The following is a 22,882-nucleotide window of genomic DNA, read 5'->3' on the forward strand; positions in this document are numbered from 1 at the left end:
AGCAAGGATGTATGTCGCGCGGTCAGCCAATGGTCGCTGCCCAACTTTGGAAAGCGGCGTTCGAGAGACAAGATCGGTCGCGTATTGCCGCGTGTAAACGGGTCGAGGCGCGTGCCGAACAGGCCACAGGACTTCAGGCCGAGCAGCCAAGTGGCGAGTGTCTGCAGGGATGATCGAAGTGCTTTGGACAAAGTGACCTGCCGTTCCCTGCCATGATAAGCTGATCATGTTCCGGCAATGCTTTGGCATTCGCGATCAAACGGCGCGGCATCTCCAGCCCTACGAGACGGTGCCTTGGTCGGAGAGGACATCGAGAAGCGGGCAGCCGGCGGCTTCACCCCCGCCGCAGCGCGACACGGTGTCGGTCAGAACCGCCTCGATGTTCTGCAGGTCGCGGATCTTACAGCGCACCACCTCGAGGTGATGACGCCCGATCCTTTCGACATCAGCGCAACTATGATGCCCGCGTTCGACCAGAGACAGCAGACCACGGATCTCCACCATGCTGAAGCCAAGCTCCCGCGCGCGCATGACGAAGCTCAGCCGCTCGACATGGCCCTGCCTATAGCGGCGGTGCCCCGCCGCACTCCGAGGCGGGTCGGGCATCAGCCCGACGCTTTCGTAATAGCGGATGGTCTCGAGGTTGCAGCCGGTCTTTCGGGCCAGATCCGAACGCCGCAGCCCGCTCGCGCCAGCGTGATCGCGCTCCATGCAGAAACTCCTTGATCCTGTAGTTGCTACAGACCCTACCTTGCCTGTCATCGAGCGGCAATGAGGACCGGGGATGACCGAAATCGACATTCAGCAGACCGAAGAGGTGCCTGCATCCACGGCAAGGGGTGGCTGGCTTGCCACTGGGGCCGGGGTGCTCGGGGCCATGGCAATGACCTCGTGCTGTATCCTGCCACTGGTGCTCGTGAGCCTCGGCGTCACCGGCGTCTTCATCGGCCAGCTCACGGCGCTCTACGCCTACAAATGGCTCACCTTCGGCCTCGCCGCCGGGGCGCTCGGCTATGGCTTTTGGGCCGCGTATCGTCCGGTGGCCGAGAAGGACTGCGCAAGCGGCGCCTGTGCGCGTCCTGTCGAGCGTGGCGTGATGCGCAGCCTGCTCTGGAGCGCATTGGCCGTCGTTCTGCTGGCGCTGGCCTTTCCGGCGCTGGCCCCGCTGATCCTGACATTCTGACAAGGAGCTCCGACATTATGAGATCACTCATTTCTGCTGCTGCCCTGATCCTCTCGGCGGGCGGTGCGCTGGCCGAAGAGGCCACCATGAAGCTCGACGTCACCGGCCTGACCTGCCCGTCGTGCAGCTACATCGTCGCCACCGCTCTGAAGCGCGTTGATACGGTTGGGATCGTCGCCTTCACCGAAGGCACGTCCGACGACGGCACCTACCTGCTGCGCTACGACGATGCCGCGACCGATCCCGATGAAATCATCTCGGCGGTGACCGGTGTCGGCTATGGCGCGGCGTTGTCACCGGAGACCGGCTCGTGAGTGCGCCGCAAGACGATCCCCAGACGCGTCCCGACAGATCGGGTCTTCTAAAATTTGGCCTGATCGGCACGGTGATCGTGGCGCTGTGCTGCTTCACGCCGCTGCTGGTGGTGCTGCTTGGCGTGGTCGGATTGTCGGCCATGCTCGGCTGGATTGACTACGTGCTGTTTCCGGCGCTGGCCGTGTTCATCGGCATCACACTCTACGCGCTCTGGCGTCGTCGTCGGAGCTGAAAGGATCATCATGAAAGACTGCTGCACGCCAAAGGGCGAACCCTATGACCTCGCCGTTATTGGCGCCGGATCCGCCGGATTCTCCGCCGCCATCACCGCCGCCGAGGCCGGTGCGCGTGTCGCGTTGATCGGTGCGGGCACGATCGGCGGCACCTGCGTCAATGTCGGATGCGTCCCGTCCAAGGCGCTGATCCGCGCCGTCGAAAGTCTTCACCACGCCCGCGCCACCAGCCGCTTTGATGGCCTCGAGGCGGAATCTCGCATCACCGATTGGGCCGCCACGGTGGCGCAGAAGCAGGCGCTGGTCGAAGAGTTGCGCGGGGCCAAATATGCCGACGTGCTGAGCCGTCACGAGACGATCGACTATATCGAGGGTCGCGCCCGTTTCGACGCCGATGGTCAGCTCACCGTCGACGGAGACCTCTTTCCTGCGGCAAAGGCCATCATCGCCACGGGCGCGCGGCCACATGTGCCGCGGATTCCGGGCATCGAAGCGGTCGACGCGCTCGACAGTACCGAGGCGCTCGAGATGACCGCACTTCCGGCATCGATGCTGGTACTGGGCGCGGGCTACATCGGTGTCGAGCTGGCGCAGATCTTCGCCCGCGCCGGGGTCGCGGTGACGCTGTTGAGCCGCCGTGGCGTGCTGCCCGAAGCCGAGCCGGAGGTGTCGAAGGCCTTGGAGGGGTATCTCGCGGACGAAGGCGTCCGTCTGGTGCGGGTCGAGAGCTATGAAAGCGTTTCGCAGGACGCGGATGGCGTGCAGCTGCGCGTGACCGGGGCGGACACGCTGCGCGCCGAGCGGTTGCTCGTGGCGACGGGACGGGTGCCCAACAGCGACGGGCTCAACCTCGCCGCCGCCGGGATCGCCACCGATGCGCGTGGTGGTATCACGGTCGACGCGCAGATGCGGACCAGCAATCCACAGGTCTGGGCCGCGGGCGACGTCACCGGGCGCGACCAGTTCGTCTACATGGCCGCCTATGGCGCCAAGCTTGCTGCGCGCAACGCGCTGGCCGGCGAGGCGCGGCTCTACGACAACAGCCTGATGCCATGGGTCGTGTTTTCCGACCCGCAGGTGGCGGGCGTCGGGCTCAGTGAGGCGCAGGCGCAGGCTGCCGGGCACAAGATCGTCACATCCGTGCTGCCCCTCGACGCCGTGCCACGCGCGCTGGCCGCGCGCGATACGCGCGGGCTGATCAAGCTGGTGGCCGAAGCCGGGACCAAGCGCCTGCTGGGCGCCCAGATCCTCGCACCCGAAGGGGCCGACAGCATCCAGACCGTGGCAATGGCGCTAAGGGCGGGGCTGACCTACGAGGAGCTGGGTGACACCATCATGCCCTACCTCACCACCGTGGAAGGGCTGAAGCTTGCGGCCCAGACCTTCGAGAAGGACGTCGCGTCCCTCTCATGCTGTGCAGGGTGAGGTCATGACCGACAAATCGACGAACGATCTCTTGGGGACCCTACGCAACAGCGTACTGGCGTGGTGGCTGCCGCTCGGGGCGATGTTGCTGGCGATCCCACTGCCCGATGGCGTCAAGACAGCCATCTGGGTGGTGGCGCTGGCCTGGATGGGCGGGGCCTGCGTGGTCAACGCACGCCGCTGCGGCCGGGTGCATTGCCGCTACACCGGCCCGTTCCTGCTGGCAATGATCCTGCCGGTGCTGGGCCACGGGACCGGGCTGGTGCCGCTGGGCGAAAGCGGCTGGCTCTGGCTCGGGCTGGCGGCAGGAGGCGGCATGGCCGCGATCTGGTGGGGCAGTGAACGATTGCTGGGCCGCTATCGTTGACCTCCGCTGACACCCAACGACAATCGAGACACAAGGACGCGACATGACAGATACACTCGATCTCATCGTCGTCGGTGCGGGCATGGCCGGTATCGCGGCGGCCAAGAAATGCGCCAAGGCAGGCTGGTCCGTCGCCATCGTCGACGTGCTTCCCTATGGCGGCACCTGCGCGCTCAGGGGCTGCGACCCAAAGAAGATGCTGCGCGCCGGGGCCGAAGCAGTCGACGCCGCGCGGCTGCTTTCAGGCAAGGGCGTCGCGGGCGAGGCCCGAATCGATTGGCCCGCGCTGATGAAGCACAAGGAGAGCTTCACCGACCCGGTGCCCGAGAGCATGGAGGACGGGCTGAAAGAGGCGGGCGTGCGCACGCTGCACGGTCGCGCGCGCTTCACGGGCAAGGACCGGATCAAGATCGATGGCCATGACGAGATCGCCTTTCGTCACGCACTGATCGCCACGGGTGCCAAGCCGCGCCCGCTGGATCTGCCCGGGGCGGAGCGGATGATCGACAGCACCGACTTCCTGAACCTCAAGGAGTTGCCCAAGCGCATCGCATTTGTCGGCGGTGGCTACATCTCGTTCGAGTTCGCGCATATCGCGGCACGGGCGGGCGCAGAGGTGACGATCCTCGATCATGGCGCGCGGCAACTCAAGATGTTCGATCCCGACCTTGTCGACATGCTGCTTGCCCGCAGCCGTGCCGCCGGGATCGAGATCATCGCCGAAGCGACGCCCGAGCGGATCGAGGCGACGGACGAGACAGAGTGCGTGACCTATGCCAAGAACGGCCAAAGCCACCAGCTCGAAACCGATCTTGTGGTTCATGGCGCGGGCCGGGTGCCTGCGGTCGATCACCTCGACCTCGCCGCCGCCGGGATCGAGACCGAGGATGGCGGCGTGAAGGTGACACCCTGGCTGCAATCTTCATCGAACCCCCGCGTCTTTGCTGCAGGCGACGCCGCCGCATCGCCGGGCAAGCCGCTGACCCCGGTCGCCGTGTTCGAGGGCAAGATCGCGGCGTCGAACATGCTCAAGGACAAGCAGGTGGAGCCGGATTATACTGGCGTGCCGAGCGTGGTCTTCACCATTCCCGAACTGGCCCGCGTCGGCCTACTCGAAGCCGAGGCGCGCGCTGCCGGAGACGTCGAGGTATCGTTCACCGACACCTCCGGCTGGTTCTCTCAAAAGCGGCGCGGTGAGAGCCATGCCGGCGCCAAGATCATCACCGGCAAAGACGGCATGATCCTCGGCGCGCATTTGTTCGGGCCGGATTACGCGGAGCTGATCAATTTCTTCTCGCTGGCGATCAAGCTCGGCCTGACCGCGCAACAGCTCAAGGCCATGCCTGCCGCCTATCCGACGGCGGCCTCGGATGTGGGATCGATGTTCTGACGGCTAGGGCCTTTGGCTTCGTGGTGCGCGACCATCGAAGGTCCGGCTTTTGTGGCGCTTACCGGATCTGCGAAGCTGCCTCGTCCCGGCAATAGGCCGCAGCCAACGCCACATGTCGGGGTGATGGGCACCGGGGGAACCTCTATTCCAGCCGTTGCTTGTCCTTCGACAAACGTCAGGGAGAGTGACGATGACACATGGAAAAGATGGTCCGCCGACCACGACGGATGCAGGTATTCGCGTTCAAAGTGATGAACACTCGCTAACCGTGGGACCGGATGGTCCGATTGTCCTGCACGACCACTATCTTCTTGAACAGATGGCAAACTTCAACCGGGAACGCATCCCGGAGCGCCAGCCTCACGCCAAGGGAGCCGGGGCCTTCGGACGGTTCGAGACGACGCAGGATGTATCACGTTTTACCAAGGCCAGGGTCTTTCAGCCCGGCGCGACATGCGACGTGCTCGTTCGTTTCTCGACCGTCGCAGGCGAACGCGGCAGCCCTGACACGTGGCGAGACCCGCGCGGCTTTTCGGTCAAGATGTACACCGAAGACGGCAACTTCGACATGGTGGGAAACAACACGCCCATCTTCTTCATTCGCGACCCGTTGAAGTTCCAGCATTTCATCCGCAGCCAGAAACGCCGCGCCGACAACGACATGCGCGACCACGACATGCAGTGGGATTTCTGGACGCTATCACCCGAGAGCGCGCATCAGGTGGCCTATCTCATGGGGGATAGGGGCATTCCAAAAACTTGGCGTGAGATGAATGGCTATTCGAGCCATACCTATTCGCTGGTGAACGCGGAGAGCGAGAAATTCTGGGTGAAGTTTCATTTTCACACCGATCAGGGGGACGGAAACGCCTATCTGGGCCAGGATGAGGCTGACAAGCTGGCGGGAAGCGATGGGGATTATCACCGCCGCGATCTCTTCAACGCGATCCAAGGTGGCGACCACCCGAGCTGGACGTTGAAATGGCAGATCATGCCTTATGAGGACGCCAAGACCTATAACATCAATCCCTTCGATCTGACGAAGGTATGGCCACATTCGGATTACCCGCTGATCGAGGTTGGAAAGCTGACCTTGGATCGCAACCCGACGGACTTCCACACCGAGATCGAGCAGGCGGCGTTCGAGCCGAACAACATGGTGCCGGGCGTCGGATTGTCGCCGGACAAGATGTTGCTGGCGCGCGGGTTCTCCTATGCGGACGCGCATCGCGCCCGGCTTGGCGTGAACTACAAGCAGATCCCCGTGAACAAGGCGCAAAGCCCGGTCCACAGCTATTCCAAGGATGGCGCTGGCCGGACCGAGAAGGCCTCGGACCCGGTTTACGCGCCCAATTCCTATGGTGGTCCCACAGCACAGCCCGACCCGCGCGGCGAGGCTGGCCTGTGGCACGCGGATGGGGAGATGGTGCGCCAGGCCTACACCTTGCGGAAGGACGACGATGATTGGAGCCAGGCGGGCAAATTGGTCCGCGAGGTGATGGACGACGCGGCGCGCGAGCGTCTCGTGATGAACGTCGCCGGGCATCTGTGCGACGGGGTCAGCGAGAAGGTGCTGCAACGCGCCTTCGCGTACTGGCGCAACATCGACGCTGACACCGGCAACAAGATCGAAGCCAAGGTGCGCGAGAAGCTGGGCGGAGTGTCGAATGCGCCGGGTCTTGCATCCGCCGAGAGCATTAGCGGCAAGAGCGCGGCGGAATAGACGCGACCTGCGCAGGCGGGGCACTCGGCCCCGCCATTATCTCTGCGTAGCCACGTCCCAGACATTGGCGTCCTGCCGGAATGACCGATCCTGAGCGCTTTATGGGCGCTCGGGATCACTGCCGATCCGGCCTCGATGGGCCGACTTTGACCGCCTATGCCCGTCACCAATAAGCGGTCGAGCAATCAGCTCCGCGGGGCCAGTGAATAGGCGGATTCGCCTGCCGCGACGTCCAATGCCCTTTTCAACGTCGCCTCGACATAGCCGCTGGCAGCGAGGGGCCTCAGCCGACGCGGCGCAGGAAGCGCTGCAACCGCTCGTCCTGCGGTGCGTCCAGCAGCTTGTCTGGCGGACCAACTTCAACGATCCGGCCACCATCCATGAAGACGACCCGATCTGCGATCTCGCGAGCGAATTGCATCTCATGCGTGACGATCAGCATGGTCTGGCGCTGCTGTGCCACGCGCCGCATGAGTTCGAGCACCTCGCCGACCCATTCCGGATCGAGGGCGGAGGTTGGTTCGTCGAACAGCATCAGATCGGCGCCGATCGCCATCGCACGACCGATCCCGACGCGTTGCTGCTGACCCCCGGACAGGGCCGAGGGGTAACTGTCGGCCTTCTCGGCAAGGCCGGTTTCGGCCAGCACTGCGAGGGCGCGACGCGCGGCCTCGTCTCGTGGGTGCCCCTGCACCGTGACGAGCGCCTCCATGATGTTCTCCTTCGCCGTCTTGTTGGCAAAAAGAGCGTAGTTCTGAAACACGAAGGCGGTCGCCCGCCGCAAGGCCAAGATGTCGTGCTTGGTTGCACGGGCGGCATCCACGCTCACGTGACCCACCTTGATCGTTCCGGCGTCTGGCCGGTCAAGAAAGTTCACGCAGCGCAGCAGCGTCGATTTGCCGGTGCCTGAGGGGCCGATGATGACGACGCGCTCGCCGTCGGCAATATCGAGATCGATCCCGTCGAGCACCGGGGTGCCGCCGAAGCGTTTCGTGAGACCACGGATCGAGATCATCGTGCATAGGCCTTGTTGAGATGGGTTTCGAGCCGCTTCTGCCCTTGGCTCAAGGTCTCGACGATGACCCAGTAGAGGATTGCCACGACGAGGAACGCCTCGAAATAAAGGAAGCTGCCGGAGGCCTCTTTTTGCGTCGCGCCCATCATCTCAGTCACCCCGAGCGTAAAGGCGAGAGACGTGCCCTTGATCATGTCGATAAAGTAGTTGACCAGCGTCGGCGCCGCGATCCGGCCCGCCTGCGGCAGCACGATCCGGCGCATCATCTGCGCCTGCGTCATGCCGATACTTTGCGCCGCCTCCCACTGGCTGCGGTCGACACCGGTGATCGCCGCGCGGATCGCCTCGGCCATATAGGCCGAGAAATGCAGCGTCAGACCCATGATCGCGGCCGTCACCCCGTTGATCTGGGTGAGGAACGAAACCACCTGCGGCAGCCCGTAATAAAAGAGGAAAAGCTGAACCAGCAGCGGCGTGCCGCGGAAGAAGCTGATGAACAGCACGACCAGCCAGTCCAGCCCGGGGACGCGGATTACCCGCTCCACCGCAAGCAATGAGGCAAGCACCAGCGCACAGACCATGGCCACTGCCGCCATGAAAAGCGTCAGCGGCACATAGCCGAGGATCACGGGCACGAGGCCCAGCATGTAGTCGATGTCGAGCGCTGGCACGGGTCAGTTCACTCGGCTTCGACCGAGGGGGAGGTGATGTCGCTGTCGAACCATTTCTGCGAGATCTCCGACAGGGTGCCGTCCTCCCTCAGTACGGTCAGCGCCGCGTCTACCCGATCGCGCAGGCTGCGGCCCTCTTCGGTATCGCCAAACGGAAGGGCGTTGCGGATTTCGGAAAACGGTGCGCCGGCCAATTGCAGCGGCAGCGGGCTTTCCTTGATCACTTGGGCCGAAGAGACCCGGTCCATCACGAAGGCATCGACCCGGCCAAGCGCGGTGTCCTGCTCGATGTTGGTCTCGTAGGTCCGGATTTCGATCTCGTCTGCAAAGGGAAGGTCGCGCAGAAGCTGCTCGAAGTTCGAACCGAGGTTGACGGCGACCGTCTTGCCACGCAGGTCCTCGACACCGCCGATGTCGTCGTTGCCCGCCTTCGTGACGACCTGAGCCCCGTCGATCACGTAAGGCTGGGTGAAGACGAAGGCCGCCTCCCGTTCGGGGGTGATGGTGATCTGGTTGGCGATCGTGTCGATCCGTCCGGCGTCCAACGCGCCGATCAGTCCCGAAAACGACATGGTCTCGAACGCGATGTCGAGCCCGGCTTCTTCACCGACCGCGTTCATCACATCGACCTCAAAGCCCTGCAGCACGTCCTGACGCACGAAGGTGAAGGGGAAATACCCGCCAGACATGCCGACGCGCAGCGTCTCGCTCTCCTGCGCAGACGCGGCACCGGACAGACCGATCGTCGCGGCAATAACCATTCTCAGCATCTTCAAGCTCCTGTTCGTACCAGAGCCGATACCTGCCTCCTCGCGGCCCGGCCTTCAACGCCCCCGGCCAAATAAGAGCGAATGTCCGGGCGGTGAGGATCGCGACGGAACAACGTTCGTTCCCATGCCGCTGCCTGAAGGTTCCTGTTCCGGACCGGCCGCGCCGCAACGGTCCACTCTGGTGCCGATGGGCATGGCTGCCGCGCACGTGGCCCGTCCCCGAGGCGGCATCGACGGGCGCATGGCCGGTCGAGCTGCCCTGAGACAGGATGGCCCGCGATGGTGCAGCCGATCAGACGGTGGTGCCGAGGCTGCCCTCCAGCGTCGCCAGTTCCTGACCGCCCGCCATCATGTCCTGCAGTTCCTCGGGGGTGATCTCGCCGCGCTTGGCGGTGCCATAAGTGCGGCCTCGGTTCAGCACCGTGAAGCGGTCGCCTACCGCCATGGCGTGGCGCACGTTGTGGGTGATGAAGACCACCGCCACGCCTTGCTTGCGCACCTTGTCGATGGTGGCGAGCACGTTGGCGGTCTGACGCACGCCCAAGGCGGAGGTCGGCTCGTCTAGGATCAGCACGCGGGCGCCGAAATGCACGGCGCGGGCGATGGCAACGGTCTGGCGCTCGCCGCCGGACAGAGTGCCGACGGCCTGGTCGGGCCCGCGCAACACGATGCCCATCTTTTCCATCTCGGTCATCGTGGTCCGGTTGGCGAGATCGTGGTCGAAGAAGGAAAAGGGCCCAATCTTGCGTACCGGCTCGTTGCCCATGAAGAAGTTGCGGCTCACCGACATCAGCGGGATCATCGCGAGATGCTGGTGCACGGTGGCGATCCCGGCCGCGATGGCGTCGCGCGGATCGGCAAAGTGCATGTCGCGGCCCTCGAACAGGATCTCGCCGCGGGTCGGTTTGTGCACGCCCGAGAGCGTCTTGATGAAGGTCGACTTGCCCGCTCCGTTGTCGCCGAGAAGGCAGTGGCATTCGCCGGCGTGGATGTCGACCGAGACGCCTGCGAGCGCGATGACCGAGCCGAAGTGCTTTTCGATGTTCTTCATCTGGATCAGGGGGTCGGCCATCTCAGCGCTCTCCAGTGATGATGCGGCGGATATAGGTGTTGAGGATCACGGCGAAGAGCAGGATCACCCCGAGGAACACCCGGAACAGCGAGCTTTCGACGCCCGCGAAGAACAGCCCTTGCTGGACTACGCCGAAGATCAGCGCGCCAAGCGCCGCCCCGATGACCGAGCCGTAGCCGCCGGTCAGAAGCGCACCGCCGATGACCACGGCGATGATCGCCTCAAATTCCTTCAGAAGGCCCCGATCGGCCCCGGCCGAGCCGAACTCCATCACCTGGCAGGCGGCGAAGACCGTGGCGCAGAAGGCGGTGAACATGAACATGGTGATCTTGACCCGGTTGACCGGCACGCCCGAGTTGCGCGCGGCCTCTGCGTCGCCGCCGGCGGCAAAGATCCAGTTGCCGAAGCGGGTGCGCGTCAACATCACATGGCCCACCACGACGAGGCCTAGCGCCCAGACGATCAGCATCGGAATGCCGTCGACCACCGGCTCTCCGGCGCGGGTGCCGCGTTCGAAGGTGGAGATGATCCCGGCTTCGCCCATCCAGGTAAAGAGCCCCTTGCCGATGGTGCCGCCGAAGAGATTGGCGAGCCAGTCGCCCTCGGCCGCTTCGCGGATGCCGCCGATGATGGTCTTGCGCTCGATGGTCTGCGGAAGAAAGATCGTGAAGCCGCGCAGGATGAACAGGAAGGCCAGCGTCACGATGAAGCTGGGCAGCCCGGTGCGCACGACGATGAAGCCGTTGAGCGCGCCGATCGCGATGCACAGCGCGAAGGTCACGAGGATCGCGATCCACATCGGCCAGCCCAGGGTGACGCCGAAGATGGCGATCATCATGCCCGCAAAGCCGATCATCGAGCCGACGCTGAGGTCGAACTCGCCCGCGATCATCAAGAGGCAGGCGCCAACGGCGATGATCATGAACTGCGCCGAGACGACCGACCAGTTCATGATGCCCTGGCTGTTGAACATGCCGCTGTCGAAGGCGAAGAGGCCGAAGAAGACGAATACCGCCACGGTGCCGACGATGCCGCCCAGTTCGGGGCGGATCAGCGCGCGGCGCATCGGTGAAATCTGTTTGACTCGCTCGTCCATCACGAGCTGCGGTGTGTCTGCCATGGCCCACTGACTCCGGGAAATCGTTTGAAGGACGGGGGCGGCGCGAGGGGAGGGGGCCGCCCCCGTGACGCTCAGCGGTATTCGCCGGCGAACTTCTCGACCATCTCCAGCGCGTCGGCGGTCACGAAGCCGGGGCCGGAGTTGATGTTGTTGCCGGGCAGCACGCCGTAGCGGTGGTAGTTGGTCATCACCACGACGGGCAGGTAGGCCTGCAAGAAGGGCTGCTGGTCGATGCCCCAATTGATGATGCCGTCCTTGATGCCCTCCACGATCTCGGCGCCCAGATCGAAGGTACCGAAGTAGATGTCGCCAGCCATGCCGATCTCGTCGAGCGCGAGAAGCGTCGGGTCGGCCGAGGTCGGCCCGAGCGTCAGCACCGCGTCGGTGTCGGGGTTTGACGAGAGGTAGGCCTGCACCCGGTTCTTGATCTCGGCAGGATCCTGACCGCTGTCGATCATCTGGTCGCCGAGCTCGATGCCCAAGCCATCGGCAAAGCCCTGGCAGCGCTCGCTCGAGGCGGGCGAGCTGATGTAGTGGTTCACGCACAGAAAGCTGCCGACGCCGTCATCCTTGGCGCGCTGACCTGCGGCGAGGCCCGCGTCGTATTCGGGCTGACCCACATACATGAGCGCGCCCAGCTCGCGCGCCTGCTCCGGCGTGCCAGAGTTCATGATGATCACGTCGACGCCGCTGTCGACCGCCGAGCGGATCGGACCGGAGAGCACGTCGTAATCCGCAAGGGTGGTGATGATGCCGTCTGGGCCACTTGCGGCGGCCTGCTCGATGATCCGCGCCATGTCGGCGAGATCGCCGGTCGGCGGGTTGCGGTACTCCACCTCGACATCCATCTGATCGCCCGCCAGCGCGATGGCGTTCTTGATGGTGTTCCACCAGCTGTCGCTGTCGGGGGCATGGCTGACCAGAATGTATTTCTCACCCTCGGCCTGCGCGGCGGTGGTGGCGATCAGCGGCGTGGCGGCGACGGTCGCAGCCAGCATCAGCTTGTGCATCGGTGTCATCGGCTTCTCTCTCCCTGTTGCACTCGGTGTCGTCTCGAAAGAGCGGTCCTCCACCAGCCCTTCGAGTCAGAGTTAGAGCACAGGTGATTGATTTATGCAACCGGTTGCAAAAACCTCTGCCGGAACTCATGCTGTTCCTGATCGTATCATGGGGTAGGTAGTGAAATCGCAGCATGGGAGGCGGGGTGGAATGGCGGTGACGCTTAAGGAGGTGGCCGAACTGGCAGGCGTGTCGCGCTCGGCGGTATCGCGCAGCTTCACCGAAGGCGCCTCGGTTTCGGCCCGTACGCGCGCCAAGGTCGAGAAAGCGGCCCGCGATCTGGGCTACAGCCCGAACGCCTTGGCATCGTCGCTCACCACCGGGCGGACCAAGCTGATCGGGCTGGTGTCGAACAACTTTCACAACCCGGTTTTCCTTGAGGTCTTCGACCTGTTCACCCGAGGCCTGCAGGAGCGGGGGCTGCGGCCCCTCTTGGTCAATCTTTCGGATGAGACCGCGCCCGAACATTCGGTGCGGATGCTGCGGCAGTATTCGGTCGATGGCGCGGTTGTCGCCTCGTCGACCCTGCCGCCGGGCTTCGCGCCCGCCTTTCACGAGGCCGGCATTCCGGTGGTGAACGCCTTCGGGCGCTATGCCTCGGACCCGCGCGTGCACACGGTCGGCATCGACAACGGAGCCTGCGGTCGCCTCGCGGTGCAGACCTTCGCGGCGCGCGGCTACAAGCGCATCGCCTTCATGGGGGGGCCGCAGGGCGCGACCTCGACGCAGGACCGCCAAGCGGGCTTCATGGCAGAGCTCGAAGCGCATCCCGACATCGAGGCAAGTGTCTCCTTCGCCGGGGCCTATTCCTTTGAAGCCGGTCGGCGCGAGATGCAGCGGCTGCTGCAGGCCGCTCCGGCAGAAGCCTATTTCTGCGGCGACGATGTGTTGTCGATCGGCGCGCTCTCGGCGCTGCGTGATCACGGGCTGTCGGTCCCGGAGAAGGTCGGCGTTTTGGGCCTCAACGACATGGAAATGGCGGGCTGGGCAGGGATCGACCTGACAACGATCCACCAGCCGATCCGGCAGATCGTCACCTCGTCGATCGAATTGATCATGGCGATGCTGGCCGAGCCGGATCGCTATCCGGAGGCGCGGGTGTTTCCCTGCCGGATCGTCGAACGCAGCACGCTGCGCCCTTTGTCAAAAGCAAACTGACGCCACGCCGGGCAGGACCGGGACCGCCAAGGGCCCGATCCTTCAACGCGTCTCCTTCAACGCCTCCGGGCGCGGGCGTAGTGGTGGGCCTTGAGACCCCGTGGCCCGCCGTTCTTGATCAGCGGAACATCGGCGGGCGGGCATCGACCCAAGCGCCGTTCTCACGCGCCGAGACCACGGCCTGATGCACCGCCGCCATCGACCTCACACCGGCCTCGGCATCGGGCAACCCGTCGCGGGTCTCGCCCGAGATCGCGTCGGCCAGATCGCAATAGATGTTGGCCACGGCCAGCGGGAAGCCCTCGGGATGGGCGATCGATACCCGGCTCAGACGCCGCGCCTCGGCATGCAGCCCCGCCTCGCCTTTCTCGATGATCTGGGTGCGCCCGCCCAGGGGCGTATAGAGCAGCTGGTTGGGCTGTTCGGACATCCAGCGCAGCCCGCCGGTCTCGCCGAAGATCTGGATATCGAAGCCGTGCTGCCGTCCGATCGCCACAGAAGAGGTCCAGAGCCGCCCGACCGTCCCGCCCGCGAGGCGGAAGTTGACCATCGCATCATCCTCAAGCTCGCGGCTGGCAATGGTCGAAGCGAAATCGGCTGAAAGCTTCTCGACCTCATCGTCACACACGAAGCTCGCCATGTGCAGCGCGTGGATGCCGCAATCGGCGAATTGTCCCGATACCCCCGCCATCGCGGGGTCATAGCGCCAGCGCACGCGGGGATTGTCCGCATCGGTCGCATCTCCGTGGTGGCCATGGCTGAAATTGGTGACCACTAGCCGTACCTTGCCCAACTCGCCCGCGCGTACCATCGCGCGGGCCTGCCGCACCATCGGATAGGCCGAGTAGCAGTAGTTGACGGCGCAGATCCTGCCGGCCTTGCGGGCCACGCGCACGATCTCTTCGCCTTCCTCGACCGTCATGGTCATCGGCTTTTCGCAAAGCACGTTGAAGCCCGCCTCGAGAAAGGCCTTGGTGATCTCGAAATGCGTGGCGTTGGGCGTGGCCACGGTGACGAGGTCGATCCTGTCGTCGCGCCCCTTTTCGCCCGCTAGCATCTCGCTCCAGTCGCCGTAGGCGCGGTCGGCGGGAATGCCGAGCCGCTGCGCATAGGCGCGGCCCTCGTCGGCTCGGTGGTCCAGCGCACCGGCGGCGAAGGCGAAGCGCCCGTCGGCGAGTGCGCCCAGCCGGTGCGCGGGCCCGATCTGGCTGCCTTCGCCGCCGCCGATCATGCCCCAGTTCAGTTTCGTCATGTCGGCGCTCCTTACTTGAAGCCGATGGATTCGAGGTATTCGCGGTTCTTTCGCGCGTCCCCCAGCGTGTCGGGGTCGAGCATCGGATCGCAATCCTGCTCGACGGTGCACCAGCCCTTGAAATCATGGTCGAGCAGAACCTGCCGCACGGCCGGGAAATCGACATCGCCCTCGCCGAGATTGCAAAAGATGCCCTGACCGCAGGCATCGTAGAAGCCGGTGCGGTTCTCGATCACACGCGCCTTCACTTCGGGATCGATATCCTTGAAGTGCATGTAGGAGATGCGGTCGATATGTTTCTTCATGAAGGCCACTGGGTCGAAGCCCGCGTAGGAGTGGTGGCCCGTGTCGAAACAGATCTTAAGGATTTTTTCGTCCACCTCATCCAGCAGCCGTTCCAGCTCCGGCTCGAAATCCATGAAGCCCGCGGCATGCGCATGGATGCCCACGGTCAGCCCGTACTCCTCGGCACCGATGCGTGCGGATTCGGCGATGCGGTCGCGGTAGGCAGTCCATTCGGCACGGTCCATCTGCTCGCCTTCACCGGCCCGGCCCGCCGTCGGGGCGCGGCGCGGCGAGATGGAATCGATCAGCACCAGATGCTCCGCACCATGCGCTTTCAGCGCCTTCGCCGTGCGGTGGGTGGCGTCCAGCACGTCGTCCCAAGCGTCCGGGTCGTGATAGGGGCGAAACACCACCCCGCCGATCAATTCGAGCCCGTGCCGCTCCAATCCGTCGCGCAGGACAGCCGGATCCTCGGGCATGAAGCCCACAGGGCCCAGCTCGATCCCCTTGTAGCCCGCCGCGGCGCATTCCTCGAGCACGTGTTGCCACGTCGGATTGCGCGGATCGGCGGCAAATTCGACGCCCCAAGAGCACGGCGCGTTGCCAATTCTGATGGTCATGTCTCGATGTTTCCCGTTCTCAGAAATCTGTCAGGTCTTTCCATTCCTCGTCCTCCGCCGAGGCCAGCGTCGCGGCGATCACCCGGTTGACCTCGTGCCCGTCGCGGAAGCTGGGCCAGAGCGGCTTGCCTTGCGCGATCGCGGTCAGGAAATCCTTGGCCTCGATGATGATCTGGTCCTGATAGCCGGTCCCGTGTCCGGGGCCCTGGCAAAAGGGAGCGTAATCGGGGTGGGCCGGGCCGGTCAGGATCTTGGTGAAGCCCCGCGTCGCCTCCGGTCCCTCCATTCGGTAGAGCCAGAGCGCGTTCTGATCCTCCTGATCGAAGCGGATCGCGCCCTTGGTGCCCGTGATTTCATAGGCATAGCCCATCTTGCGCCCCGTCGCGACGCGGCTGAAATACATCTGCCCCATGGCGCCATTGCCAAAGCGGCACATCAGCTGCGCATGGTCGTCATTGGTCACGTCGCCGCCGGGGCGGGAGCGGTGCACGGTCTCGTAGGTACCCATGACGCGGGTGATCGGCCCCAAGAGCGCCAGCGCACCGTTGATCATATGCGGGGCCAGATCACCCATAGTGCCATTGGCCATGCCGGTTGTGCGCCACGTGGCCGGGGCCTCGGGATCGGCATAGAAATCCTCGGTGTGTTCGCCGCGGAACCAGGTGATCTCGCCGATCGCGCCCTCGGCAATCAATTGTCGGGCAAACTGGCTCGCGGGCGTGCGGATGTAGTTGAACCCGACCATGTTGACCACGCCCGCGGCCTCGGCGGCGGCCACCATCGCGGCGCTGTCTTCGAGCGACGCACCCAGCGGCTTTTCGCAGAATACCGGTTTGCCGCGCGCGAAGGCGGCCTCGGCGATTTCGCGGTGGGTCTCTTGTGGCGTGGCGATCACCACGGCCTCGACCTTGGAATTGTCGACCAAGGCGCGCCAGTCATTGGTGCCGCGCTCGAAGCCGTAGGCCGCGCGGTAGCGCTCGGCGCTTTGGGGCGTGGTTGCGCAGACCATTTCCAAGCGGGGCTTGAGCGCGGTGTCGAAGATCGCGCCCACCGACGACATGGCCACCGCATGCGCCTTGCCCATGTAGCCGCCACCCAGAATGCCGATCCCGATCCGCGCCATCTTCTGCCTCCCCGCACTCACTTTGGTTTTGCAACCGGTTGCAAAAGATGTATCGTGAGTTTAGACATCTCGCAAGCAAGATTTCGGCAGGGACGGAAATACAAAGGCCGGATAATCCCGGGGAGGGTTCGCACAAATGACGTCGATACAAGGCACTATCCACCTGACCACGGCACAGGCCATCATTCGCTGGCTCGCTGCGCAGTACATCGAGATCGATGGAGAGGAGATGCGTGTCTGCGGCGGCGGCTTCGGCATCTTTGGCCATGGCAACGTCACCTGTCTGGGCGAGGCGCTGCATGGCGTGCAGGAAGAGCTGCCGCTCTATCGCGGCCAGAACGAGCAGGGCATGGGTTTTGCCGCCGCCGGTTACGCCAAGCAGTGGCTGCGCCAGCGCTTCATGTTCTGCACTGCCAGCGCGGGGCCGGGCACGATGAACCTGCTCACCGCCGCGGGCCTTGCCCATGCCAACCGGCTGCCGATGCTGATGCTGTGCGGCGACGGGTTCCTCACGCGGCTGCCCGACCCGGTGCTGCAGCAGATGGAGAATTACGGCGATCCCACCTTCGGCGTGAACGACGCCTTCAAGCCTGTGGTGCGCTACTGGGACCGGATCACCCATCCGGCGCAGGTCATCCAGTCGCTGCCCAACGCTCTGGCGACGCTGCTCGACCCCGCCGATTGCGGCCCGGCCTTCATCGGGTTGCCGCAGGACGTGCAGGGCTGGGCCTGGGATTTCCCGCAAGAGCTGTTCGAGAAGAAGGTGCATCGCATCCGCCGCATCGCCCCCGACGAGGCCGAGATCGCGGATGCGCGCGCCGCACTTCTTGCGGCTAAGCGACCGATGATCATCGCCGGCGGCGGCGTGCAGTATTCGCGCGCGGCCGAGGATCTCGCCGCATTTGCCGAAGCGCACCGCATCCCGGTGGTCGAGACCATCGCGGGGCGCGCCAACCTTCTGGCAGACCATCCGCTCAATATCGGCCCCATCGGCGTGACCGGGTCGGACAGCGCCAATGCCATCGCGGCAGAGGCGGATGTGATCCTCGCCGTCGGCACGAGGCTGCAGGATTTCACCACCGGCTCTTGGACGGCCTTCGATGAGCGCGCGCAGATCGTGGCGATCAATGCCGCGCGGCACGACGCGGGCAAGCACCGCGCGCTGCCTGTCGTGGGCGATGCGAAGCGGTCGCTGAAGGCGCTGGGGCAGGGGCTCGACTATGCCGCCCCCTCCGAATGGGTGGACAAGGCGCAGGCCGAGCGCCGCGATTGGGACGATTACGTCGCCCAGAACGTGACCCCCGGCAATCGTCCCAACTCCTACGCGCAGGCGATCGGCGTGGTAAACGATCTGTGCCACCCGCGCGACCGGATCGTCGCGGCGGCGGGCGGGCTTCCGGCCGAGGTCACGGCGAACTGGCGGACGCGGGGGATCGGCACCGTCGATGTGGAGTTCGGCTTTTCCTGCATGGGCTACGAGATCTCGGGCGCCTGGGGCGCGCGGATCGCCCAAGAGCAGCGCGAACCCGAGCGCGATACCATCGTCTTCATCGGCGACGGCTCCTACATGATGATGAACAGCGATCTCTACTCCTCTGTCCTCAGCAGGAAGAAGCTGATCGTGCTGGTGCTCGACAACGGCGGCTTCGCGGTCATCAACAAGCTGCAGAACAACACCGGCAACGAGAGCTTTAACAACCTGCTCGCCGATTGCCCGACCATTCCCGAGCCCTTCGCCGTCGATTTCGAGGCGCATGCCCGCGCGCAGGGTGCCGAGGCCGTGACGGTCGAAAACCCCGCCGAGTTGGGTGAGGCGTTCCAGCGCGCCAAGGTGAGCGCCCGTAGCCAAGTCATCGTCATGAAGGTCGATGCCTATGAGGGCTGGACCACCCAAGGCCACGCCTGGTGGGAGGTCGGCACGCCAGAGGTCACGACGAGCGACCGGGTGCGCTCTGCGCACGAAAGTCAGGAACAGGGCCGCGCCCGTCAGAGGCGGGGGGTGTGATGCTGGAGAGACTGAAGGGACGCCGCTTTCTGGTGATCGGGCGGGTGGGCATGGATCTGACCGCCATGCCCCCCGGCACCCGCACCCGCGAGGCGCGCGAAATGATGGTGTCGATGGGAGGCAGCTCGGCCAACATCGCGGCGGGGCTAGTAAAACTCGGCGGCAGCGCGGCGCTGGTCACCTGCGTGTCGGACGACGCGGTGGGGTGGTATTGCGAAGACCAGCTCGACGCCTATGGCATCGACCGACGCCATGTGCGCCAGGTGCAGGGCGAAGAGCGCACCTCTCTTGCCCTCGTCGAGGCGCGGGTCGAAGAACACCAGAGCGTCATCTACCGCAACAACGCCGCCGATTTCCGCATGGAGGTCTCGGATGTGGAGGCGGTGGATTACGCGTCCTTCGATGCGGTGATCACCGCCGGCACGGTCTTTGCGGCCGAGCCGTCGCGCGCGGCCGCCTTCCGTGCCTTCGATCTGGCGCGCGACGCCGGTCTGCCGGTGATCTTCGACGTGGATTACCGTCCCTATAGCTGGCCCTCGCCGCAGGTTGCCGCCGAAGTTTTGTCACGCGCAGGAAGCATGTCGGATGTGATCGTCGGCAATGACGAGGAGTTCGGCTTCATGGCCGGCGGCGTCGACAAGGGTTTCGCCTATGCCCGCGCGCTCTCCGAGAGCGCCGAACTGGTGATCTACAAGATGGGCCACAAGGGTGCCGTGACCTTCGCGGGCGGTGAGGAACTGCGCACTGGCATCTACCCGGTGGACGCGCTCAAACCCACCGGCGCGGGCGACAGCTTCATGGCCGGGCTGATTTCCGGCCTCGCAGAGGCGCGCCCGCTAAGCGAGGCGGTGCTGCGTGGGTCGGCTTGCGCCTCGATCGTCGTGGCCAAGCCTGGCTGCGCCCCCGCCATGCCCGATCCGGCCGAATTGCAGGCCTTTCTCGACACCCATCCCGGCCCCACGCAAGGCTGAAAGGACATCCCATGCACATCGCACCCCATGACAACCGCAACCAGCCCATCGTCGATGCCGAGCACGATCTGGTGCCGCTCAACTACTTCAACATCGTCAAGCTGAAGCAGGGTGAAAGCTTCGACTACGCCGTGCCGGGCTACGAGACCTGCGTGGTGCCCGCGACCGGTACGGTCGATGTCGATGTCGAGGGCATGGGTTTCGAGAGCCTCGGCAAACGCGGCACCGACGTCTGGGACGGCGAGCCGGAGGGCGTTTATGTCCCAGTCGGGGCGCAGACCCGCATCACTTGCCGCAGCGAGGCCACGGAGGTCTTCATCGCGGGCGCGAAATACGACCGTGTGTTGGAGCCCTTCGACGTGCGCGAAGACGGGATCGACCGGGTGCAATACGGCTCCGACGACACCAAGACGCACCGCAAGATCAAGCACATCCTCGGGGCCAACCAACACGACCGCGTCGGCCGCCTGCTGGTGAGCGAGCTCTACACCGTCGGGCAGGGTGGCTGGTCGGGTTTTCCCAGCCACAAGCACGATACCGACCGGCGTGGCGATGATGGCGAGATGATCGAAACCCGCCACGACGAGACCTACAACTTCCGCTTCAGGCCCGATTACGGCTCGGGGCTGCAGATGCTCCAGCGCGAGGACAACGAGCCGGGCGATGCCTATCACATCATGAACGGCTCGACCGTCATGATCGACAAGGGCTATCATCCCTGCGCGGTGCTGCCGGGATACGAGATGTATTATTTCACCATCCTCGGCGGCCTGAGCCAGCGCAGCCTCAAGCAGTATTTCCAGCCGACCCATGCAGCACAGCTGCACACGATCCCGGGGATCATGGACATGGTGGCCAAGTTCAAATGACGCTCGCGACGCTTTCCCAAGTTCTGCAGCCTGCGCTGCGCGAGGGCCATGCGGTGGCCGGTCTCGTCACACTGGGCTGGGAGGACATGCGCGCCTATGTCGCCGCAGCCGAGGCCGAGGGCGTGGCCGTGATCCTTCAGGCCGGGCCGTCCTGCCGTAAACACACGCCGCTCCCGGTCCTCGGCGCGATGTTCCGGCATCTGGCCCAAGGGGCCTCGGTCCCGGTGGTGGCGCATCTCGACCACGGCTACACCGAGGCCGAGTGCCGCGAGGCAATCGCTTCGGGCTTCACCTCGGTGATGTTCGACGGCTCACGGCTGCCGCTCGACGAGAACATCGCCCAGACCAAGGCCATAGCGGCTATAGCGCACGACGCCGGTGTCTCCTGCGAGGGGGAGATCGGCTTTGTCGGCTATGCGGGTGGCGAAGCCTCGGCCGGAACCGACCCCGAGGAGGCCGCGCGTTTTGCACATGAGACCGGCATCGACGCCATGGCAATCTCGGTCGGCAACACGCATCTGCAGCGAGGCGGCGAGGGCGGGCTCGACGAGGCACGCATCCGTGCCATCGAGGCGCAAACGGAGGTGCCCTTGGTAATCCATGGTGGCTCCGGCGTACCTGCGGCGCAGCGGCGGGCGCTGGCGCGCGGCTCGCGCATCGCCAAGTTCAACATCGGCACCGAGTTGCGCATGGTGTTCGGACAAGAGTTGCGCGCGGCGCTGGCGCGTGACCCGGACCGATTTGACCGGGTGGCGATCCTGTCCGAATTGCACGACCCACTCGTCGCGGCTGCGCGTGGCGTGCTGCGCGACTTCAAGGGAGCATGAGATGCTGAACGTCGGACTTCTGGGTTGCGGCCGCATCGGCCAGGTTCACGCCGCCTCGCTGAACCGGATGGGAAATGCGCGCGTCGCGGCCGTGGCCGATGCCATGCCCGAGGCGGCGCAGGCGCTGGCCGGCAGCTGCGGCACGCGGGCGATGACCGCCGAGGCGCTGATCGAGGATGCGGGGGTCGATGCGGTGGTGATCGGCACGCCGACCCATACGCATTACGACCTGATCCACGCCGCCGCCCGCGCGGGCAAGGCGATCCTGTGCGAAAAGCCGGTGGATCTCTCGGCCGAGCGCATTCGAGACTGCATGCGAGTGGTCGAGGTGACCGGCGTGCCCTTCATGACCGCCTTCAACCGCCGTTTCGATCCGAACTTTGCCGCCATTCAGGCCCGCATCGCGGCGGGCGAGATCGGCGCGGTCGAGATCGTGACGATCCTGTCGCGCGACCCCAGCCCGCCGCCGCCGTCTTACATCAAGGGCTCGGGCGGGATATTCCGCGATATGATGATCCACGATCTCGACATGGCGCGGTTCCTCTTGGGCGAAGAGCCGGTCTCGGTCTACGCGGTTGGCGCGGCGCTGGTCGATCCCGAGATCGGCGCGATGGGCGACGCCGACACCGCGGCGGTGACGCTAACCACGGCTTCGGGGCAGATCTGCCAGATTTCGAACTCGCGCCGCGCCAGCTATGGCTACGATCAGCGGATCGAGGTGCACGGTGCCAAGGCGATGCTGCGCGCTGACAACATGCTGCGCGATACGGTCGAGATCGCCGGTCCGCAGGGGTTCTGCCGGTCTCCGGCGCAGGACTTCTTCCTCGAACGCTACGCCATGGCCTACGTGGCCGAGATGCGGCACTTCGTGGATTGCGTGGCAAAAGGGCGCGCTATCACTCCGAGCCTTGCCGACGGGCTACGCGCACAGCTTCTTGCCGATGCGGCCGATCTGTCGTGGCGGGAAGGGCGGGTGGTGCGACTCAACTAACAAGTCGCACCTGCCTCCGATCTGCCTGACTGAAAAAACGTGGGCCGGCGCGGTGGGTATCGCGCCGCCGTCGGCCCAAGGATCGCGCATATCACACCGTGCCAGCCAACCCCCGTCGACGTTGATCACCGCGCCGAAGTTGTAGTCCGCAGCGGGCGGGGCGAAAAACACCGCCGTTCCGGCAATATCCTCGGGCACGCTCCAATGCCCGGCGGGAATCCGGTCGAGGATCGCATAGCTTCGCTCCGGGTCGCCGTGCAGGGTCTGGAGGTTGTTGGTCGCGATGTAGTTCGGTGCGATGGCGTTCACATTGATGCGCCGGGATGCCCGTTCATTTGCCAAGGGCTTGGTCAGCCAGTCCACGCAATGCTTGGAGGCGGTTTAGGAAGGCACGCGTATCCCGCCCTGAAAGTTGAGCAACCGCCCATGGTTACGGCG

23 protein-coding genes and 1 pseudogene are annotated in these 22,882 nt (G+C 65.0%); 13 read left to right on the top strand and 11 right to left on the bottom strand.

The window, feature by feature from the left end; genetic code table 11:
- Window positions 1-279 precede the first annotated feature (279 nt).
- A complete protein-coding gene (locus AADJ02_RS10075) occupies window positions 280-711 on the bottom strand; it encodes a helix-turn-helix domain-containing protein (RefSeq protein WP_341212870.1) in 432 nt (143 codons plus the stop codon).
- Window positions 712-784: 73 nt separating this feature from the next.
- Between AADJ02_RS10075 and AADJ02_RS10080 the strand changes: the two genes are divergently transcribed.
- The 7 genes from AADJ02_RS10080 (at window position 785) to AADJ02_RS10110 (ending at window position 6,636) form a co-directional block, all read left to right on the top strand.
- Window positions 785-1,183 carry a mercuric transporter MerT family protein gene (locus tag AADJ02_RS10080; RefSeq protein ID WP_341212871.1) on the top strand — a complete coding sequence of 133 codons (399 nt, stop codon included), beginning with the start codon at window positions 785-787 and terminating at the stop codon, window positions 1,181-1,183.
- 17 nt (window positions 1,184-1,200) lie between these two features.
- Window positions 1,201-1,497 (top strand): hypothetical protein, encoded by a 297-nt coding sequence (locus tag AADJ02_RS10085; RefSeq protein ID WP_341212872.1) that lies wholly within the window; start codon window positions 1,201-1,203, stop codon window positions 1,495-1,497.
- On the top strand, window positions 1,494-1,730 hold the full coding sequence (gene merF, locus AADJ02_RS10090; protein WP_341212873.1) for a mercury resistance system transport protein MerF: 237 nt from the start codon (window positions 1,494-1,496) through the stop codon (window positions 1,728-1,730). The genes AADJ02_RS10085 and merF overlap by 4 nt, the downstream gene beginning before the upstream one ends.
- Before the next feature lie 10 nt (window positions 1,731-1,740).
- Complete coding sequence (gene merA / locus AADJ02_RS10095; protein ID WP_341212874.1) at window positions 1,741-3,156, top strand: mercury(II) reductase; 1,416 nt, start codon at window positions 1,741-1,743, stop codon at window positions 3,154-3,156.
- A 4-nt stretch (window positions 3,157-3,160) separates the two neighbouring features.
- The gene (locus tag AADJ02_RS10100) at window positions 3,161-3,523 is read left to right on the top strand and encodes a hypothetical protein (RefSeq protein ID WP_341212875.1); all 363 of its coding nucleotides are present in this window, start codon (window positions 3,161-3,163) and stop codon (window positions 3,521-3,523) included.
- A 43-nt stretch (window positions 3,524-3,566) separates the two neighbouring features.
- Window positions 3,567-4,913, top strand: a complete 1,347-nt coding sequence (locus AADJ02_RS10105) for an NAD(P)/FAD-dependent oxidoreductase (protein WP_341212876.1) — start codon at window positions 3,567-3,569, stop codon at window positions 4,911-4,913.
- A 190-nt stretch (window positions 4,914-5,103) separates the two neighbouring features.
- Entirely contained in the window at window positions 5,104-6,636 is a 1,533-nt protein-coding gene (locus tag AADJ02_RS10110; RefSeq protein WP_341212877.1) for a catalase, read from the top strand.
- A 283-nt stretch (window positions 6,637-6,919) separates the two neighbouring features.
- On the opposite strand, the gene AADJ02_RS10115 is transcribed toward AADJ02_RS10110, so the two are convergent.
- From AADJ02_RS10115 to AADJ02_RS10140, 6 genes are all read right to left on the bottom strand, one after another.
- On the bottom strand, window positions 6,920-7,651 hold the full coding sequence (locus AADJ02_RS10115) for an amino acid ABC transporter ATP-binding protein (protein ID WP_341212878.1): 732 nt from the start codon (window positions 7,649-7,651) through the stop codon (window positions 6,920-6,922).
- Window positions 7,648-8,322 (bottom strand): amino acid ABC transporter permease, encoded by a 675-nt coding sequence (locus AADJ02_RS10120; protein WP_341212879.1) that lies wholly within the window; start codon window positions 8,320-8,322, stop codon window positions 7,648-7,650. Before AADJ02_RS10120 ends, AADJ02_RS10115 begins: the two co-directional genes overlap by 4 nt.
- An 8-nt stretch (window positions 8,323-8,330) precedes the next feature.
- Window positions 8,331-9,092, bottom strand: coding sequence for an amino acid ABC transporter substrate-binding protein (locus AADJ02_RS10125; RefSeq protein ID WP_341212880.1), 762 nt, complete (start codon window positions 9,090-9,092; stop codon window positions 8,331-8,333).
- A 292-nt stretch (window positions 9,093-9,384) separates the two neighbouring features.
- Window positions 9,385-10,164 carry an ATP-binding cassette domain-containing protein gene (locus AADJ02_RS10130; protein WP_341212881.1) on the bottom strand — a complete coding sequence of 260 codons (780 nt, stop codon included), beginning with the start codon at window positions 10,162-10,164 and terminating at the stop codon, window positions 9,385-9,387.
- A gap of 1 nt (window position 10,165) precedes the next feature.
- Complete coding sequence (locus tag AADJ02_RS10135) at window positions 10,166-11,284, bottom strand: ABC transporter permease (RefSeq protein WP_341212882.1); 1,119 nt, start codon at window positions 11,282-11,284, stop codon at window positions 10,166-10,168.
- Between the two features lie 71 nt (window positions 11,285-11,355).
- A complete protein-coding gene (locus AADJ02_RS10140) occupies window positions 11,356-12,303 on the bottom strand; it encodes a sugar ABC transporter substrate-binding protein (RefSeq protein ID WP_341212883.1) in 948 nt (315 codons plus the stop codon).
- A 190-nt stretch (window positions 12,304-12,493) separates the two neighbouring features.
- Between AADJ02_RS10140 and AADJ02_RS10145 the strand changes: the two genes are divergently transcribed.
- A complete protein-coding gene (locus AADJ02_RS10145; protein WP_341212884.1) occupies window positions 12,494-13,501 on the top strand; it encodes a LacI family DNA-binding transcriptional regulator in 1,008 nt (335 codons plus the stop codon).
- 118 nt (window positions 13,502-13,619) lie between these two features.
- Here the strand turns inward: AADJ02_RS10145 and AADJ02_RS10150 are convergent, their stop codons facing one another.
- The 3 genes from AADJ02_RS10150 to AADJ02_RS10160 are packed head-to-tail and all read right to left on the bottom strand — an operon-like array spanning window position 13,620 to window position 16,781.
- Window positions 13,620-14,753, bottom strand: a complete 1,134-nt coding sequence (locus AADJ02_RS10150) for a Gfo/Idh/MocA family oxidoreductase (RefSeq protein ID WP_341212885.1) — start codon at window positions 14,751-14,753, stop codon at window positions 13,620-13,622.
- Between the two features lie 11 nt (window positions 14,754-14,764).
- Window positions 14,765-15,658 (bottom strand): TIM barrel protein, encoded by an 894-nt coding sequence (locus AADJ02_RS10155; protein WP_341212886.1) that lies wholly within the window; start codon window positions 15,656-15,658, stop codon window positions 14,765-14,767.
- Window positions 15,659-15,677: 19 nt separating this feature from the next.
- A complete protein-coding gene (locus tag AADJ02_RS10160; RefSeq protein ID WP_341212887.1) occupies window positions 15,678-16,781 on the bottom strand; it encodes a Gfo/Idh/MocA family oxidoreductase in 1,104 nt (367 codons plus the stop codon).
- 136 nt (window positions 16,782-16,917) lie between these two features.
- Between AADJ02_RS10160 and iolD the strand changes: the two genes are divergently transcribed.
- The 5 genes from iolD to iolG are packed head-to-tail and all read left to right on the top strand — an operon-like array spanning window position 16,918 to window position 22,444.
- Window positions 16,918-18,786, top strand: a complete 1,869-nt coding sequence (gene iolD, locus AADJ02_RS10165) for a 3D-(3,5/4)-trihydroxycyclohexane-1,2-dione acylhydrolase (decyclizing) (protein WP_341212888.1) — start codon at window positions 16,918-16,920, stop codon at window positions 18,784-18,786.
- A complete protein-coding gene (gene iolC, locus AADJ02_RS10170; protein WP_341212889.1) occupies window positions 18,786-19,757 on the top strand; it encodes a 5-dehydro-2-deoxygluconokinase in 972 nt (323 codons plus the stop codon). Before iolD ends, iolC begins: the two co-directional genes overlap by 1 nt.
- An 11-nt stretch (window positions 19,758-19,768) precedes the next feature.
- Window positions 19,769-20,626 carry a 5-deoxy-glucuronate isomerase gene (locus AADJ02_RS10175; RefSeq protein ID WP_341212890.1) on the top strand — a complete coding sequence of 286 codons (858 nt, stop codon included), beginning with the start codon at window positions 19,769-19,771 and terminating at the stop codon, window positions 20,624-20,626.
- Window positions 20,623-21,453 (top strand): class II fructose-bisphosphate aldolase, encoded by an 831-nt coding sequence (locus AADJ02_RS10180; RefSeq protein ID WP_341212891.1) that lies wholly within the window; start codon window positions 20,623-20,625, stop codon window positions 21,451-21,453. Before AADJ02_RS10175 ends, AADJ02_RS10180 begins: the two co-directional genes overlap by 4 nt.
- A 1-nt stretch (window position 21,454) precedes the next feature.
- On the top strand, window positions 21,455-22,444 hold the full coding sequence (iolG, locus tag AADJ02_RS10185) for an inositol 2-dehydrogenase (protein ID WP_341212892.1): 990 nt from the start codon (window positions 21,455-21,457) through the stop codon (window positions 22,442-22,444).
- A gap of 96 nt (window positions 22,445-22,540) precedes the next feature.
- Here the strand turns inward: iolG and AADJ02_RS10190 are convergent.
- Window positions 22,541-22,864, bottom strand: a pseudogene (locus tag AADJ02_RS10190) (SDR family oxidoreductase); the annotation flags it as partial.
- Between the last annotated feature and the right edge of the window lie 18 nt (window positions 22,865-22,882).

Origin of the sequence: uncultured Limimaricola sp., from assembly GCF_964022235.1 — a bacterium.
GTDB lineage: Bacteria > Pseudomonadota > Alphaproteobacteria > Rhodobacterales > Rhodobacteraceae > Limimaricola.